This is a genomic window from Aliivibrio finisterrensis (genome assembly GCF_008933155.1).
In the GTDB taxonomy this organism is placed as follows: domain Bacteria; phylum Pseudomonadota; class Gammaproteobacteria; order Enterobacterales; family Vibrionaceae; genus Aliivibrio; species Aliivibrio finisterrensis.
Window position 1 is genome coordinate 78,935 of the sequence record NZ_WBVP01000016.1, and the last position, 13,850, is coordinate 92,784.

The window sequence follows — 13,850 nt, forward strand, 5'->3', positions numbered from 1 at the left end:
TAATCCTTCTAACTAGATAATTAGTGAACTGATTAATCTTCAGCGATAGACGCTGGTGGCCAGTTCTCTAGGCGCATGCCTAAAGAAAGACCACGTGAAGCTAGAACATCTTTAATTTCAGTTAAAGACTTCTTACCAAGGTTTGGCGTTTTAAGTAGCTCAACCTCAGTGCGCTGCACCAGATCACCAATGTAGTGAATCGCTTCTGCTTTCAAACAGTTAGCAGAGCGAACCGTTAGTTCAAGATCGTCTACAGGACGCAGTAGGATCGGATCGAACTCTGGCTTTTCTTCTTTCTCTTCAGGAACTCGTACATCACGAAGATCTACAAATGCATCCAGTTGCTCAGCTAAAATTGTAGCTGCACGACGGATAGCTTCCTCAGGATCAAGCGTACCATTTGTTTCCATATCGATAACAAGCTTGTCTAAGTCAGTACGTTGCTCAACACGTGCCGCTTCAACCGAGTAAGAAATTTTATCTACTGGGCTGTAAGTTGCATCGATAAGCAGACGACCAATTGGACGCTCATCTTCTTCAGTATGGATACGCGCTGTTGACGGTACATAGCCGCGACCACGCTCTACCCTGATTCTCATGCTGATTTCAGCATTGTCATCAGTTAAGTGGCAGATTACATGCTCTGGGTTCGCAATCTCAACATCACCATCATGGGTGATGTCACCTGCAACAACAGGGCCTGCACCAGACTTGTTAAGAGTAATGATAACTTCATCTTTACCCTCAACCTTAACGGCAAGGCCTTTAAGGTTTAGAAGGATTTCAAGGATATCTTCCTGAACACCTTCTTTGGTGCTGTACTCATGTAATACGCCTTCGATTTCTACTTCAGTTACGGCACAACCCGGCATTGAAGATAGTAAAATACGACGTAGAGCGTTACCTAGAGTGTGGCCGAAACCACGCTCTAACGGCTCAAGAGTTACTTTTGCGTGAGTCATGCTAACTTGTTCAATGTCAACAAGACGCGGCTTTAGAAATTCTGTTACAGAACCCTGCATTGTGTCCTCTCTTTATTTAAGCCTTACTTAGAGTAAAGCTCGACGATCAAGTGTTCGTTGATGTCGGCAGACAAATCAGAACGTTCAGGAAGACGCTTAAACGTACCTTCCATTTTGCCAGCATCTACTTCAATCCAAGTTGGTTTTTCGCGTTGTTCAGCAACTTCTAGAGCAGCTTTAATACGTGATTGCTGTTTAGCTTTTTCACGAATAGAAACAACATCGTTCGCCGCAACTTTGAAAGAAGGAACGTTAACTACTTTACCATTAACTAGAATAGACTTATGGCTAACTAGTTGACGAGATTCAGCACGTGTAGCGCCAAAACCCATACGGTAAACTACGTTATCTAGACGACCTTCAAGAAGTTGAAGTAGGTTTTCACCTGTGTTGCCTTTAATACGAGCAGCATCTTTGTAGTAGTTACGGAATTGTTTTTCTAAAACGCCGTACATACGACGAACTTTTTGCTTCTCACGAAGCTGAACGCCGTACTCAGATAGACGACCGCGACGAGCGCCGTGTACACCTGGAGCGTTATCAATTTTACACTTGGTATCGATCGCACGTACACCAGATTTAAGGAATAAATCTGTGCCTTCGCGACGGCTAAGCTTCAGCTTAGGACCCAAATATCTTGCCATGTTCTTTCTCCAATATTCCTAGAAACGAAACTTAAACGCGACGTTTCTTAGGTGGACGACAACCGTTATGAGGGATCGGAGTAGCATCAACAATATTTGTGATGCGGTATCCAGCAGCGTTTAATGCACGGATAGTTGACTCACGACCAGGACCAGGGCCCTTAACCATAACTTCAAGGTTCTTAACGCCATATTCTTTGGCCATTTCACCACAACGCTCAGCAGCAACTTGTGCAGCGAACGGCGTAGATTTACGAGAACCACGGAAACCAGAACCACCTGCAGTAGCCCAAGCTAGTGCGTTACCTTGACGGTCAGTAATGGTTACGATTGTGTTGTTGAAAGAAGCATGGATGTGCGCTACGCCATCCGCTACTTGCTTGCGAACGCGCTTACGAGCGCGAGTAGGTTGTTTTGCCATTGTACTCTCTACCTTATCCGATTATTTTTTGATCGGCTTGCGCGGACCTTTACGGGTACGTGCGTTGGTTTTAGTACGCTGTCCACGTAACGGTAGACTGCGACGGTGACGAAGACCACGATAACAACCAAGGTCCATTAGACGCTTGATGTTCATCGATACTTCACGACGTAGATCGCCTTCTACAGTGTATTTGGCAACACCATCACGCAGAATATCAATCTGCTCATCATTCAGTTCACTGATCTTAACATTTTCAGCAATACCCACTTCAGCTAAAATAGCTTGAGAGCGAGTCTTACCGATTCCGTAGATCGCTGTTAAAGCGATTACTGCATGTTTATGATCAGGAATGTTAATGCCTGCTATACGGGCCACTATTCACTCCTAGTACTTTTTCTTAAGAAGAGCCGCAACAAAGCCCGTTGAGGATACGTTGCGACTATAACTACTTCTTTTGCACACAAAAGGTAGGCCGAGAATAATACTCGGCCTAACTTAATATATCAAGTAAAAATTTCTGCTAATTAACCTTGGCGTTGCTTATGCTTTGGTTCAACGCAAATTACACGCACAACACCGTTGCGCTTAATAACTTTACAGTTGCGGCAGATTTTTTTAACGGAAGCACGAACTTTCATTGCTAAACTCCGTAAAATTGGAATCTGAAATTAACGGCCGTAGCCTTTCAGATTGGCCTTCTTCAACACGGACTCATACTGTTGAGACATCAGATGAGTCTGAACCTGTGCCATAAAGTCCATGATAACAACAACTACGATTAGTAGGGAAGTACCGCCAAAATAGAAGCGTACGTTCCAAGCTATCATCATAAACTCGGGAATCAGACAGATAAAGGTGATATACATCGCACCAGCTAAGGTTAGACGAGTCATTACTTTATCAATATATTTCGTAGTCTGTTCACCTGGGCGGATTCCGGGTACGAATGCACCAGACTTCTTCAAGTTATCTGCTGTTTCACGCGGGTTAAACACCAACGCTGTATAGAAGAAACAGAAGAAGATAATTGCTGCTGCATAAAGCATTACATATAACGGCTGACCAGGGCTTAACGCCATGGAAACATCAGTTAACCAACCGAATGTTCCTTCACCATTACCACCAAACCACTGAGCCAATGTCCCAGGGAATAGTATAATACTTGATGCAAAAATTGCAGGAATCACACCAGCCATATTTATTTTCAATGGAAGGTGAGTACTTTGAGCTGCAAATACCTTACGGCCTTGCTGACGCTTCGCATAATTAACGACGATACGACGTTGACCACGCTCCATGAACACTACAAAGTAGATAACTGCAAATGATAAAACTGCAATTAGTAATAGAAGAAGCACGTGCAGTTCACCTTGACGCGCCTGCTGAATCGTTTCTCCGATAGCCGGTGGTAAACCAGCAACGATACCTGTGAAAATAATCAAAGATATACCGTTACCAATGCCACGCTCAGTAATTTGTTCACCTAACCACATTAAGAACATGGTACCAGTTACTAAACTTACTGTAGCTGTCAGATAGAACATCATGTCAGGGTTAGCAACTAACCCTGGAATCATGCTTGGTAGACCGGTTGCAATACCAATTGCTTGGAATGTAGCCAGCACCAAGGTGCCATAACGTGTGTACTGGTTAATCTTACGACGACCAGACTCACCTTCTTTTTTCAACTCTGCTAGAGGTGGATGAACAACTGTTAACAGCTGAACAACGATAGATGCCGAAATATACGGCATAATACCTAAAGCAAGAATTGAGGCACGAGACAGTGCACCACCAGAAAACATGTTAAACAGTTCAATGATGGTACCCTGTTGCTGTTCAAAAAGATCAGCAAGGACAGCAGCGTCAATCCCAGGAATTGGCACAAATGAGCCAGCTCGGAACACTAAAAGCGCACCTATAACAAATAACAGACGCGATTTCAGTTCAGCTAGGCCGTTCTGTGCACTACTTACTTCTTTTCCTGGTTTCTTTGCCATTGTACCTCATCCTTCGAGGATTATTCCTCGATCTTACCGCCTGCAGCTTCAATCGCAGCTTTAGCGCCTTTCGTTACGCGTAGACCTTTAACAGTTACAGCAGTAGCGATTTCACCAGAAAGTACAACTTTCGCGAACACAATGTTCTTAGTGATTACGTTAGCAGCTTTAAGGCTGTTTAGATCGATAACGTTACCTTCAACTTTAGCAAGTTCGCTTAGACGAACTTCTGCAGTTACTAGGCTCTTACGTGAAGTAAAGCCAAATTTAGGTAAACGTTGTTTCAGAGGCATTTGACCGCCTTCAAAACCAACGCGAACTTTACCGCCAGAACGTGATTTTTGGCCTTTGTGACCACGGCCACCAGTTTTACCTAGGCCAGAACCGATACCACGACCTACACGCTTCTTAGAAGGTTTAGAGCCAGCAGCCGGTGATAGAGTATTCAAACGCATTTCTGATTACTCCTCAATCTTAACCATGTAGTAAACTTTGTTGATCATACCGCGGTTACACGGAGTATCTTCAATTTCTACTGTATGGTTGATGCGACGAAGACCTAGACCTTTAAGGCACAAAATGTGCTTAGGTAGGCGACCGATAGAGCTTTTAGTCTGAGTTACTTTGATAGTTTTAGACATGGTACTTACTCCGAAATAGATTCAACAGTTAGACCACGCTTAGCAGCTACCATCTCAGGTGACTTAACGCTACTTAAACCAGCAATCGTTGCGCGAACAACGTTGATTGGGTTAGTAGAGCCGTAAGCTTTTGCTAGAACGTTGCGGACACCCACAACCTCTAGTACTGCACGCATAGCACCACCTGCGATGATACCTGTACCTTCTGAAGCAGGTTGCATGTACACTTTTGAACCAGTGTGGCGACCTTTAACAGAATGGTGAAGAGTACCTTCGTTAAGTGCAATCGTAAACATGTTACGACGTGCTTTTTCCATTGATTTTTGAATCGCTGCAGGTACTTCACGAGCTTTGCCGTAACCGAAACCTACACGACCATTACCGTCACCAACAACTGTTAGTGCAGTAAAGCTAAAGATTCGACCACCTTTAACCGTTTTAGAAACACGGTTAACAGCAATTAGCTTTTCGTTCAAATCTGTAGCTTGTTGTTGTTCTTTAGCCATCTTCCAACCCTACCTTAGAATTTCAGACCAGCTTCGCGAGCAGAATCTGCTAGCGCCGCTACTCGGCCGTGGTATTGGAAACCAGAACGATCGAAAGCAACATTAGTAATGCCTTTTTCGATAGCGCGCTCTGCAATTAATTTACCAATTGCTTGAGCTGCAGCTTTGTTGCTAGTGTTTCCAACTTGCTCACGGATTGCCTTTTCTACAGTAGAAGCGGCAGCGATAACCTCTGAGCCGTTTGGTGCGATTACCTGAGCGTACGTATGACGCGGAGTACGGTGTACTACAAGGCGAGTTGCACACAGTTCAGCAATCTTACGACGTGCACGTGTAGCACGACGGATGCGAGATGCTTTCTTATCCATAGTGATACCCTACTTCTTCTTAGCTTCTTTAGTACGCACGATTTCATCGGCGTAACGAACACCTTTGCCTTTGTAAGGCTCAGGCTGACGGTATGAACGAATATCCGCAGCAACTTGACCAACTACTTGCTTATCGCAACCAGTTAAAATGATCTCAGTTTGAGTTGGACACTCAGCTTTAATACCTTCTGGTAGAGCGTGCTCTACTGGGTGTGAGAAGCCAAGAGTTAGAGCTACAGAGTTGCCTTTCATAGCAGCACGGTAACCTACACCTTTAAGAGTTAGCTTCTTAGTAAAGCCTTCATTAACGCCGATAACCATGTTGTTAACTAGTGCACGAGCTGTACCAGCTTGTGCCCAAGCATTAGCCACGCCTTCGCGAGGACCAAATACAACAGTGTTATCTTCTTGTGAAATAACTACAGCACTGTTAAGTACGCGAGTTAGTTCACCTTTACCACCTTTAATAGTGATTTCCTGGCCGTTCAGTTTAACTTCTACGCCAGCAGGAATTACTACAGGTGCTTTAGCAACACGAGACATATCCTACTCCTATTAAGCTACGTAGCAGATAATTTCGCCACCAAGACCAGCTTTACGCGCAGCGCGATCAGACATTAGGCCTTTTGATGTAGAAACAACAGCAATACCAAGACCACCCATAACAGATGGTAACGCGTCGTTCTTCTTGTATACACGAAGACCTGGACGAGAAACTCGTTGGATTTGCTCGATAACTGGTTTAGCTTGGAAATACTTAAGAGTGATTTCTAGCTCAGGTTTGATTTCGCCTTCAACAGCGAAGTCAGCGATGTAGCCTTCAGCTTTAAGTAGTGCAGCAATTGCAACTTTAAGCTTTGAAGAAGGCATTTTAACAGCAACTTTATTTGCTGATTGACCGTTGCGAACGCGGGTCAGCATATCCGAAATCGGATCTTGCATGCTCATATGATTTACTCCAAATGATTAAGTGGCAATTACCAGCTAGCCTTACGAAGACCCGGAATCTCGCCTTTCATGCAAGCTTCACGAACCTTAATACGGCTTAAACCGAACTTACGTAGGTAACCGTGTGGACGACCAGTTTGGTTGCAACGATTACGCTGACGAGATGCACTTGAATCACGAGGTAGAGCTTGCAATTTAAGAACTGCATCCCAACGCTCTTCTTCAGAAGCATTTACATCGCTAATTAGAACTTTTAGCGCCGAACGCTTTTCAGCGAACTTAGCTACAAGTTTTGCACGTTTAGCTTCACGTGCTTTCATAGATTGTTTAGCCATAACAGTAACCCTTCACCTTACTTACGGAATGGGAAGTTAAAGGCAGCCAGCAGAGCTCGGCCTTCCGCATCTGTATTCGCAGACGTCGTGATAGTAATATCAAGACCGCGTACACGATCAACTTTATCATAGTCGATCTCAGGGAAGATGATTTGCTCGCGAACGCCCATGCTGTAGTTACCGCGACCGTCAAAAGACTTCGCGCTAACACCACGGAAATCACGTACTCGTGGAAGTGCAATAGAGATTAAACGCTCTAAGAATTCCCACATACGTTCGCCACGTAGGGTTACTTTACAACCGATTGGGTAGCCTTCACGGATTTTAAAACCAGCAACAGATTTACGCGCTTTAGTAATCAATGGTTTTTGACCAGAGATAATTGCCATATCGGCAGCAGCGTTTTCTAGAAGCTTTTTATCATTGATTGCTTCACCAACACCCATATTTAGGGTGATTTTTTCAACCCTAGGGACTTGCATGACGCTTGAGTAGCTGAACTCTTTGGTAAGCTCAGCGACTACAGACGACTTGTAGTAATCATGCAGTTTCGCCATAGTAGAACTCCAAATTGCTTCTATCTATTAGTTAGAAATGGTTTCGCCGTTTGATTTGAAGAAACGCACTTTTTTGCCTTCTTCAAAACGGAAACCGATACGGTCCGCTTTACCAGTAGCTTCGTTGTAGATTGCGATGTTAGAAGCATCAATTGCTGCTTCTTTCTCAACAATACCACCTTGCTGACCAAGAGCCGGTACAGGCTTCTGGTGCTTTTTAACAAGGTTGATACCTTCAACGATAACTTTACCAGTTTCAAGAACCTTAGTTACTTTACCTTTCTTGCCTTTATCTTTACCGACAAGAACGATTACTTCGTCATTACGACGGATTTTAGCTGCCATCTTACCGCTCCTTACAGAACTTCTGGTGCTAGTGAAACAATTTTCATGAATTTCGCATTACGAAGTTCACGAGTCACTGGACCAAAGATACGTGTACCGACTGGTTGCTCAGTAGTGTCATTCAACAATACGCAAGCATTACGGTCGAAGCGAATGATAGAACCGTCTGGGCGACGAACGCCTTTACGAGTGCGCACTACTACCGCCTTCAGAACATCACCTTTCTTAACTTTACCGCGAGGAATTGCTTCCTTAACAGTAACTTTAATGATGTCTCCGATATGTGCATAACGGCGGTGAGAGCCACCCAGAACCTTAATACACATTACCTTGCGCGCACCAGAGTTATCTGCAGCGTCAAGTGTACTTTGCATTTGGATCATTGTTAGTGCTCCGCTAAATATTTAAAACTAGACCCATCACGGGTCGGGCTGCCTCTTTAAAAGGGATGGGGATTATATCACCATATTTTAAATAAAGGTAGTCTAAAAATAAACGGCTCCAAAAAAAGTTCGGAGCCGCTTAGAATCGCTATAGAATCAACAAATTAAGCTTTTGCTTTTTCTACAATGTTTACCAAAGTCCAAGATTTAGTCTTAGACAGTGGGCGACATTCACGAATCTCAACAGTATCGCCTAGGCCACACTCGTTGTTTTCATCATGTGCGTGAAGCTTAGTCGTGCGCTTGATGTATTTACCGTAGATCGGGTGTTTCACCATGCGTTCAATAGCAACAACAATAGACTTGTCCATTTTGTCGCTAACTACACGACCTTGCATAGTACGAATTTTCTCGCTCATTATGCGCCAGCCTTCTCATTCAGTAAAGTTTTAACACGTGCGATATCACGACGTACAGCTTTCAGAGTATGAGTTTGCTGTAGTTGACCAGTCGCAGCTTGCATGCGCAAGTTAAACTGTTCACGTAGCAAATTCAGAAGCTCTTCATTAAGCTCTTCAACGTTTTTCTCGCGTAGATCTTGTGCTTTCATCACATCACCTGCTTAGTTACAAAAGTAGTTTTGATAGGCAGTTTACGTGCCGCTAGGCGGAACGCTTCACGTGCCAACTCTTCAGGTACGCCGTTCATTTCGTACATAACCTTTCCAGGTTGGATTTGGGCTACCCAGTACTCAACGTTACCTTTACCCTTACCTTGACGAACTTCAAGCGGTTTTTCTGTGATAGGTTTGTCTGGGAACACACGGATCCAGATTTGACCTTGACGCTTAATGTGACGCGTCATAGCACGACGAGCCGCTTCAATCTGACGAGCAGTTAGACGACCACGGCCTACAGCTTTAAGACCGAAGTCGCCGAAGCTTACTTCAGTACCTTTAGCAAGGCCACGGTTACGACCAGTCATAACCTTACGGAACTTAGTACGTTTTGGTTGTAGCATCAGTCAGCTCCTTACTTACGGCTTCTACGCTGCTTCTTAGGCTTGTCAGCCTTAGGCTCTACTGCATTAGCAGCTGGCATACCGCCTAGAACTTCACCTTTGAAGATCCAAACTTTAACGCCGATCACACCGTATTGAGTGTGAGCCGAAGAAGTTGCGTAATCAATGTCAGCACGTAGAGTATGTAGAGGTACACGACCTTCACGATACCACTCAGAACGTGCGATTTCAGCACCGCCTAGACGGCCACCTACTTGTACTTTGATGCCTTTAGCGCCTAGACGCATTGCATTTTGTACCGCACGCTTCATAGCACGACGGAACATAACACGACGTTCTAGTTGAGAAGCAATGCTGTCAGCTACAAGTTGAGCGTCTAGCTCAGGCTTGCGAACTTCTGCAATGTTGATTTGCGCTGGAACACCTGCGATTTTTGCTACGCCTGCGCGTAGTTTCTCTACGTCTTCACCTTTCTTACCGATAACAACGCCTGGACGAGCTGTGTGAATAGTCACACGAATGCTCTTAGCAGGACGCTCGATAACGATGCGTGATAGAGATGCTTTTTTCAGTTCTTTAGTAAGATACTGACGTACCTTGAAGTCGCCGTCTAGGTTGTCAGCGAACTCTTGGCTACTAGCAAACCATGTAGCATTCCAAGGCTTGACGATGCCAAGACGAATACCATTAGGATGTACTTTTTGACCCATTTGCTTAATCTCCTAGTCTTTAACGATCAGCTACAACGATAGTGATGTGGCTTGAACGCTTCAAGATGCGATCTGCACGACCTTTAGCACGAGGCATAATACGCTTCATGATAGGGCCTTCATCTACGAAGATTTTAGCGACATTTAGATCGTCGATATCTGCACCTTCGTTGTGTTCAGCGTTTGCGATAGCAGACTCAACAACTTTCTTAATTAATACTGCAGCTTTTTTGTTGCTGAAAGTAAGAATTTCAAGAGCTTGGTCTACTGATTTCCCACGAATTTGGTCCGCAACTAAGCGAGCCTTTTGTGGAGAAATGCTGGCAAAACGATGTTTAGCAATAGCTTCCATATTCTACCTCCTAACGCTTTTTAGCTTTCTTATCTGCAGCATGGCCACGATAAGTACGAGTAGGTGCAAATTCGCCCAACTTGTGACCAATCATGTCTTCTGTAACGAAAACTGGTACATGCTGGCGACCATTATGGACAGCGATGGTCAAGTTGATCATAGTTGGAATGATCATTGAACGACGGGACCAAGTCTTAATAGGCTTTTTGTCTCCGCTTTCCACCGCTTTCTCTACCTTCTTCAGCAAGTGTAGGTCAATAAAAGGACCTTTCTTGAGAGAACGTGGCATGGCGATTCCTCTTTATAGATTATTTGTTACGACGACGTACAATGTACTTGTCAGTAGATTTATTCTTACGAGTCTTGAAGCCCTTAGTTGGCATACCCCAAGGTGATACTGGGTGACGACCGCCTGATGTACGACCTTCACCACCACCGTGTGGGTGATCAACTGGGTTCATTGCAACACCACGTACCGTTGGACGAACACCGCGCCAGCGTGTAGCACCGGCTTTGCCTAGCTCACGTAGCATGTGTTCAGAGTTACCAACTTCACCGATAGTCGCACGACCTTCAGAAAGAACTTTACGCATCTCACCAGAGCGTAGACGTAATGTCACATAAGCGCCATCACGAGCAATGATTTGTGCGTATGCACCAGCAGAACGTGCAACTTGCGCGCCCTTACCAGGTTTTAATTCAACACAGTGAACAGTAGAACCTACTGGGATGTTGCGCAATGGTAAGCAGTTACCTGCTTTGATTGGCGCATCAACACCTGATTGTACTGTATCGCCGGCTTTAAGACCTTTTGGTGCGATAATGTAACGACGCTCACCGTCTGCGAACAGAACTAGTGCAATGTTTGCACTACGGTTTGGATCGTATTCTAAACGTTCAACGATAGCTGGGATGCCATCTTTAGTACGTTTAAAGTCAATTAGACGGTAGTGTTGCTTATGACCACCACCAACGTGACGTACTGTAATACGACCGTTATTGTTACGACCACCAGATTTAGAGTTTTTCTCTAAAAGAGGTGCGTATGGCTTACCCTTATGTAGGTCAGCGTTAACGATTTTTACAACGTGACGACGACCAGGGGAAGTCGGCTTACATTTAACAATAGCCATTTTTAACTACTCCTGTTATTCCGCGCCGCCAACGAAGTCTAGGTCTTGACCTTCTTTCAAGATTACGTACGCTTTTTTCACGTCTGAACGACGGCCTTGGCGTGCACCTTGACGTTTGGTCTTGCCCTTAGTGATAAGGGTATTTACAGACTTAACTTCAACTTCAAACAACTTTTCTACTGCTGCTTTAATCTCTTTTTTAGTTGCATTGATTGCTACTTTGAAAACAATAGTGTTATTGCCTTCAGCAGCCATCGTTGCTTTTTCAGAGATAATAGGGCCACGTAGAACTTTTAGTAGACGCTCTTCACTGATCATGCCAGCATCTCCTCAACTTGCTTAACTGCAGCTGCAGTCATTAGAACCTTGTTGAATGCAACTAGGCTTACTGGATCAATACCAGCAACGTCACGTGCGTCAACTTTGTAAAGGTTACGAGCAGCTAAGAATAGATTCTCATCTACTTCGCCAGTTACGATAAGAACATCGTTAAGCTCAAGCTCTTTAAGCTTAGCAACTAGCTCTTTAGTTTTAGGTGCTTCAACTGAGAAGTTGTCTACAACGATCAGACGATCTTGACGAACTAACTCAGAAAGAATGCTCTTAAGAGCACCACGGTACATTTTTTTGTTTACTTTTTGGCTGTGATCTTGTGGTTTCGCAGCAAAAGTAACACCACCTGAACGCCAGATTGGGCTACGAATAGTACCCGCACGAGCTCGGCCTGTACCTTTTTGACGCCATGGCTTAGCGCCACCGCCAGATACTTCTGAACGTGTTTTTTGAGCGCGAGTACCTTGACGAGCACCTGCTGCATAAGCAACAACTACTTGGTGTACAAGAGCTTCGTTAAACTCACGTCCGAAAGTAGTTTCGGAAACAGTTAGTGCCGCAGCACCTTTAACCATTAGTTCCATTACATACTCCTAAGACGTTATGCTTTAACAGCTGGTTTAACGATCACGTTGCCACCTGTTGAGCCTGGTACTGCACCTTTAATAAGAAGCAGATTGCGCTCAGCGTCAACACGTACGATCTCTAGGTTTTGAGTCGTACAACGCTCAGCACCCATGTGACCTGCCATTTTTTTGCCTTTAAATACGCGACCTGGAGTTTGACATTGGCCAATTGAACCCGGAGCACGGTGAGACAAAGAGTTACCGTGAGTCATATCTTGAGTACGGAAGTTCCAACGCTTAACAGCGCCTTGGAAGCCCTTACCTTTAGATGTACCAGTAACGTCTACTTTTTTGATTTCGTTAAAGATTTCAACACTTAGCTCAGCGCCAACTGCGAATTCTTCACCGCTTTCTAAACGGAATTCCCAAAGACCGCGACCTGCTTCAACACCTGCTTTCGCAAAGTGACCAGCTTCAGGCTTAGATACGCGGTTAGCTTTCTTAGAACCACAAGTAACTTGAATTGCGTTGTAGCCATCTGTTTCTACAGTTTTCACTTGAGAAACACGGTTAACTTCAACTTCAACTACTGTTACTGGGATAGAAACGCCTTCTTCGGTAAAGATGCGGGTCATGCCCACTTTACGACCGACTAGACCAATCATAATAATCTCCCCTTAACCTAGGCTAATTTGAACATCAACGCCAGCAGCAAGGTCTAAACGCATTAGTGCGTCAACAGTTTTATCTGTTGGCTCAACAATGTCGATTAAACGCTTGTGAGTACGAATTTCGTACTGGTCACGTGCGTCTTTGTTAACGTGAGGAGAAGTAAGAACAGTAAAACGCTCTTTACGAGTAGGTAGTGGAATAGGACCACGAACCTGAGCGCCAGTGCGCTTAGCTGTTTCAACGATTTCCGCTGTAGACTGATCGATTAATTTGTAATCGAATGCTTTTAGGCGGATACGTATACGTTGGTTCTGCATGAGACAGAGCTCCAATAATAAATACACAAACAATATCGCCACTCAATCTCGCAAGAACGAGAGAATGTCGATTGATTTATGTGAAACCATAGGTCCAAAATTAGGACACATTGTCAGTTAACTTATATTAGAATTTACATCTAACGATCACTCATTAGGGTAATGTCTAATAATATTAACCGCGAACATAAGCTGAGTATTCATTCTAAGCACTCACCCTACTCTGTAGGAATCAGCACTTTCCTCGCTGCTCATTGGTTCACAACTGGCTTAACCAGTGCGATGCATTATACAGATCACACTTTTAGTTGCAAGCATTGTTTGAAAAACAAACGAAAAAAATTATATTTTCTTACAGGCAACAAAAAGGGAAGCCTAGGCTTCCCTTTTTAGTCATGCGATTTATCGCAAAATCTTTAGCTATTAAGCGAAGATTTTAGCAACAACACCAGCACCAACTGTACGGCCACCTTCACGGATTGCGAAGCGTAGACCTTCGTCCATTGCGATTGGAGCAATTAGCTCAACCGTCATTTGAACGTTGTCACCAGGCATTACCATTTCAACACCTTCA

Annotated in this window: 28 protein-coding genes; all 28 read right to left on the reverse strand. The window is 44.3% G+C overall.

The annotated features are described in order from the left end of the window. Positions 1-32 precede the first annotated feature (32 nt). The gene (locus F8B77_RS13660; RefSeq protein WP_151655854.1) at positions 33-1,022 is read right to left on the reverse strand and encodes a DNA-directed RNA polymerase subunit alpha; all 990 of its coding nucleotides are present in this window, start codon (positions 1,020-1,022) and stop codon (positions 33-35) included. A 23-nt stretch (positions 1,023-1,045) separates the two neighbouring features. Next, entirely contained in the window at positions 1,046-1,666 is a 621-nt protein-coding gene (gene rpsD, locus F8B77_RS13665; RefSeq protein ID WP_045103035.1) for a 30S ribosomal protein S4, read from the reverse strand. Between the two features lie 31 nt (positions 1,667-1,697). Further along, the gene (gene rpsK / locus F8B77_RS13670; RefSeq protein ID WP_005303517.1) at positions 1,698-2,087 is read right to left on the reverse strand and encodes a 30S ribosomal protein S11; all 390 of its coding nucleotides are present in this window, start codon (positions 2,085-2,087) and stop codon (positions 1,698-1,700) included. 21 nt (positions 2,088-2,108) lie between these two features. After that, positions 2,109-2,465 carry a 30S ribosomal protein S13 gene (gene rpsM / locus F8B77_RS13675; RefSeq protein WP_130045890.1) on the reverse strand — a complete coding sequence of 119 codons (357 nt, stop codon included), beginning with the start codon at positions 2,463-2,465 and terminating at the stop codon, positions 2,109-2,111. Positions 2,466-2,614: 149 nt separating this feature from the next. Beyond that, positions 2,615-2,728 carry a 50S ribosomal protein L36 gene (gene rpmJ / locus F8B77_RS13680; RefSeq protein WP_005417265.1) on the reverse strand — a complete coding sequence of 38 codons (114 nt, stop codon included), beginning with the start codon at positions 2,726-2,728 and terminating at the stop codon, positions 2,615-2,617. Between the two features lie 30 nt (positions 2,729-2,758). Then, positions 2,759-4,090: a preprotein translocase subunit SecY gene (secY, locus tag F8B77_RS13685; protein ID WP_130048648.1), complete on the reverse strand. Its 1,332-nt coding sequence runs from the start codon at positions 4,088-4,090 to the stop codon at positions 2,759-2,761. A 20-nt stretch (positions 4,091-4,110) separates the two neighbouring features. After that, positions 4,111-4,545 carry a 50S ribosomal protein L15 gene (rplO, locus tag F8B77_RS13690; RefSeq protein ID WP_130045888.1) on the reverse strand — a complete coding sequence of 145 codons (435 nt, stop codon included), beginning with the start codon at positions 4,543-4,545 and terminating at the stop codon, positions 4,111-4,113. Positions 4,546-4,551: 6 nt separating this feature from the next. After that, complete coding sequence (gene rpmD / locus F8B77_RS13695) at positions 4,552-4,731, reverse strand: 50S ribosomal protein L30 (RefSeq protein ID WP_130045887.1); 180 nt, start codon at positions 4,729-4,731, stop codon at positions 4,552-4,554. 5 nt (positions 4,732-4,736) lie between these two features. Continuing rightward, positions 4,737-5,237 (reverse strand): 30S ribosomal protein S5, encoded by a 501-nt coding sequence (rpsE, locus tag F8B77_RS13700; RefSeq protein ID WP_045103039.1) that lies wholly within the window; start codon positions 5,235-5,237, stop codon positions 4,737-4,739. A 14-nt stretch (positions 5,238-5,251) separates the two neighbouring features. Further along, the gene (rplR, locus tag F8B77_RS13705) at positions 5,252-5,605 is read right to left on the reverse strand and encodes a 50S ribosomal protein L18 (RefSeq protein ID WP_130045886.1); all 354 of its coding nucleotides are present in this window, start codon (positions 5,603-5,605) and stop codon (positions 5,252-5,254) included. Positions 5,606-5,614: 9 nt separating this feature from the next. After that, on the reverse strand, positions 5,615-6,148 hold the full coding sequence (gene rplF, locus F8B77_RS13710; RefSeq protein ID WP_151655856.1) for a 50S ribosomal protein L6: 534 nt from the start codon (positions 6,146-6,148) through the stop codon (positions 5,615-5,617). A gap of 12 nt (positions 6,149-6,160) precedes the next feature. Continuing rightward, complete coding sequence (gene rpsH, locus F8B77_RS13715) at positions 6,161-6,553, reverse strand: 30S ribosomal protein S8 (RefSeq protein ID WP_130045884.1); 393 nt, start codon at positions 6,551-6,553, stop codon at positions 6,161-6,163. Between the two features lie 29 nt (positions 6,554-6,582). Then, entirely contained in the window at positions 6,583-6,888 is a 306-nt protein-coding gene (gene rpsN / locus F8B77_RS13720) for a 30S ribosomal protein S14 (RefSeq protein WP_130045883.1), read from the reverse strand. 17 nt (positions 6,889-6,905) lie between these two features. Beyond that, the gene (rplE, locus tag F8B77_RS13725) at positions 6,906-7,445 is read right to left on the reverse strand and encodes a 50S ribosomal protein L5 (RefSeq protein WP_130045882.1); all 540 of its coding nucleotides are present in this window, start codon (positions 7,443-7,445) and stop codon (positions 6,906-6,908) included. Positions 7,446-7,472: 27 nt separating this feature from the next. Next, positions 7,473-7,790 (reverse strand): 50S ribosomal protein L24, encoded by a 318-nt coding sequence (rplX, locus tag F8B77_RS13730; RefSeq protein ID WP_130045881.1) that lies wholly within the window; start codon positions 7,788-7,790, stop codon positions 7,473-7,475. 11 nt (positions 7,791-7,801) lie between these two features. Then, complete coding sequence (rplN, locus tag F8B77_RS13735; RefSeq protein ID WP_005417241.1) at positions 7,802-8,173, reverse strand: 50S ribosomal protein L14; 372 nt, start codon at positions 8,171-8,173, stop codon at positions 7,802-7,804. A 164-nt stretch (positions 8,174-8,337) separates the two neighbouring features. Beyond that, a complete protein-coding gene (gene rpsQ / locus F8B77_RS13740) occupies positions 8,338-8,592 on the reverse strand; it encodes a 30S ribosomal protein S17 (protein WP_130048646.1) in 255 nt (84 codons plus the stop codon). After that, a complete protein-coding gene (gene rpmC, locus F8B77_RS13745; protein WP_005417238.1) occupies positions 8,592-8,783 on the reverse strand; it encodes a 50S ribosomal protein L29 in 192 nt (63 codons plus the stop codon). The genes rpsQ and rpmC overlap by 1 nt, the downstream gene beginning before the upstream one ends. Further along, positions 8,783-9,193 carry a 50S ribosomal protein L16 gene (rplP, locus tag F8B77_RS13750; protein ID WP_005417237.1) on the reverse strand — a complete coding sequence of 137 codons (411 nt, stop codon included), beginning with the start codon at positions 9,191-9,193 and terminating at the stop codon, positions 8,783-8,785. The genes rpmC and rplP overlap by 1 nt, the downstream gene beginning before the upstream one ends. Positions 9,194-9,204: 11 nt before the next feature. Next, complete coding sequence (gene rpsC / locus F8B77_RS13755) at positions 9,205-9,903, reverse strand: 30S ribosomal protein S3 (protein ID WP_045103049.1); 699 nt, start codon at positions 9,901-9,903, stop codon at positions 9,205-9,207. A gap of 19 nt (positions 9,904-9,922) precedes the next feature. Continuing rightward, positions 9,923-10,255 (reverse strand): 50S ribosomal protein L22, encoded by a 333-nt coding sequence (gene rplV / locus F8B77_RS13760; protein WP_045103050.1) that lies wholly within the window; start codon positions 10,253-10,255, stop codon positions 9,923-9,925. A 10-nt stretch (positions 10,256-10,265) separates the two neighbouring features. Further along, positions 10,266-10,544, reverse strand: coding sequence for a 30S ribosomal protein S19 (rpsS, locus tag F8B77_RS13765; RefSeq protein WP_012549154.1), 279 nt, complete (start codon positions 10,542-10,544; stop codon positions 10,266-10,268). A gap of 19 nt (positions 10,545-10,563) precedes the next feature. Continuing rightward, positions 10,564-11,388 carry a 50S ribosomal protein L2 gene (gene rplB / locus F8B77_RS13770; protein ID WP_012549153.1) on the reverse strand — a complete coding sequence of 275 codons (825 nt, stop codon included), beginning with the start codon at positions 11,386-11,388 and terminating at the stop codon, positions 10,564-10,566. A gap of 15 nt (positions 11,389-11,403) precedes the next feature. Further along, positions 11,404-11,706 carry a 50S ribosomal protein L23 gene (gene rplW, locus F8B77_RS13775; RefSeq protein WP_130045879.1) on the reverse strand — a complete coding sequence of 101 codons (303 nt, stop codon included), beginning with the start codon at positions 11,704-11,706 and terminating at the stop codon, positions 11,404-11,406. After that, a complete protein-coding gene (rplD, locus tag F8B77_RS13780; protein WP_130048645.1) occupies positions 11,703-12,305 on the reverse strand; it encodes a 50S ribosomal protein L4 in 603 nt (200 codons plus the stop codon). Before rplD ends, rplW begins: the two co-directional genes overlap by 4 nt. Positions 12,306-12,322: 17 nt before the next feature. Beyond that, positions 12,323-12,952: a 50S ribosomal protein L3 gene (gene rplC / locus F8B77_RS13785; RefSeq protein ID WP_060993968.1), complete on the reverse strand. Its 630-nt coding sequence runs from the start codon at positions 12,950-12,952 to the stop codon at positions 12,323-12,325. A gap of 12 nt (positions 12,953-12,964) precedes the next feature. Next, the gene (rpsJ, locus tag F8B77_RS13790) at positions 12,965-13,276 is read right to left on the reverse strand and encodes a 30S ribosomal protein S10 (protein WP_005417222.1); all 312 of its coding nucleotides are present in this window, start codon (positions 13,274-13,276) and stop codon (positions 12,965-12,967) included. Positions 13,277-13,699: 423 nt separating this feature from the next. Then, positions 13,700-13,850: EF-Tu C-terminal domain-related protein (locus tag F8B77_RS13795; protein ID WP_456294023.1), on the reverse strand; the 151-nt coding region annotated here is incomplete at its 5' end.

Bases quoted from the DNA above. Each gene is read 5' to 3' on its own strand.
- F8B77_RS13660 (WP_151655854.1), bottom strand. From the start codon at position 1,022: ATGCAGGGTTCTGTAACAGAATTTCTAAAGCCGCGTCTTGTTGACATT.
- rpsD (WP_045103035.1), bottom strand. From the start codon at position 1,666: ATGGCAAGATATTTGGGTCCTAAGCTGAAGCTTAGCCGTCGCGAAGGC.
- rpsK (WP_005303517.1), bottom strand. From the start codon at position 2,087: ATGGCAAAACAACCTACTCGCGCTCGTAAGCGCGTTCGCAAGCAAGTA.
- rpmJ (WP_005417265.1), bottom strand. From the start codon at position 2,728: ATGAAAGTTCGTGCTTCCGTTAAAAAAATCTGCCGCAACTGTAAAGTT.
- secY (WP_130048648.1), bottom strand. From the start codon at position 4,090: ATGGCAAAGAAACCAGGAAAAGAAGTAAGTAGTGCACAGAACGGCCTA.
- rplO (WP_130045888.1), bottom strand. From the start codon at position 4,545: ATGCGTTTGAATACTCTATCACCGGCTGCTGGCTCTAAACCTTCTAAG.
- rpmD (WP_130045887.1), bottom strand. From the start codon at position 4,731: ATGTCTAAAACTATCAAAGTAACTCAGACTAAAAGCTCTATCGGTCGC.
- rpsE (WP_045103039.1), bottom strand. From the start codon at position 5,237: ATGGCTAAAGAACAACAACAAGCTACAGATTTGAACGAAAAGCTAATT.
- rplR (WP_130045886.1), bottom strand. From the start codon at position 5,605: ATGGATAAGAAAGCATCTCGCATCCGTCGTGCTACACGTGCACGTCGT.
- rplF (WP_151655856.1), bottom strand. From the start codon at position 6,148: ATGTCTCGTGTTGCTAAAGCACCTGTAGTAATTCCTGCTGGCGTAGAA.
- rpsH (WP_130045884.1), bottom strand. From the start codon at position 6,553: ATGAGCATGCAAGATCCGATTTCGGATATGCTGACCCGCGTTCGCAAC.
- rpsN (WP_130045883.1), bottom strand. From the start codon at position 6,888: ATGGCTAAACAATCTATGAAAGCACGTGAAGCTAAACGTGCAAAACTT.
- rplE (WP_130045882.1), bottom strand. From the start codon at position 7,445: ATGGCGAAACTGCATGATTACTACAAGTCGTCTGTAGTCGCTGAGCTT.
- rplX (WP_130045881.1), bottom strand. From the start codon at position 7,790: ATGGCAGCTAAAATCCGTCGTAATGACGAAGTAATCGTTCTTGTCGGT.
- rplN (WP_005417241.1), bottom strand. From the start codon at position 8,173: ATGATCCAAATGCAAAGTACACTTGACGCTGCAGATAACTCTGGTGCG.
- rpsQ (WP_130048646.1), bottom strand. From the start codon at position 8,592: ATGAGCGAGAAAATTCGTACTATGCAAGGTCGTGTAGTTAGCGACAAA.
- rpmC (WP_005417238.1), bottom strand. From the start codon at position 8,783: ATGAAAGCACAAGATCTACGCGAGAAAAACGTTGAAGAGCTTAATGAA.
- rplP (WP_005417237.1), bottom strand. From the start codon at position 9,193: ATGCTACAACCAAAACGTACTAAGTTCCGTAAGGTTATGACTGGTCGT.
- rpsC (WP_045103049.1), bottom strand. From the start codon at position 9,903: ATGGGTCAAAAAGTACATCCTAATGGTATTCGTCTTGGCATCGTCAAG.
- rplV (WP_045103050.1), bottom strand. From the start codon at position 10,255: ATGGAAGCTATTGCTAAACATCGTTTTGCCAGCATTTCTCCACAAAAG.
- rpsS (WP_012549154.1), bottom strand. From the start codon at position 10,544: ATGCCACGTTCTCTCAAGAAAGGTCCTTTTATTGACCTACACTTGCTG.
- rplB (WP_012549153.1), bottom strand. From the start codon at position 11,388: ATGGCTATTGTTAAATGTAAGCCGACTTCCCCTGGTCGTCGTCACGTT.
- rplW (WP_130045879.1), bottom strand. From the start codon at position 11,706: ATGATCAGTGAAGAGCGTCTACTAAAAGTTCTACGTGGCCCTATTATC.
- rplD (WP_130048645.1), bottom strand. From the start codon at position 12,305: ATGGAACTAATGGTTAAAGGTGCTGCGGCACTAACTGTTTCCGAAACT.
- rplC (WP_060993968.1), bottom strand. From the start codon at position 12,952: ATGATTGGTCTAGTCGGTCGTAAAGTGGGCATGACCCGCATCTTTACC.
- rpsJ (WP_005417222.1), bottom strand. From the start codon at position 13,276: ATGCAGAACCAACGTATACGTATCCGCCTAAAAGCATTCGATTACAAA.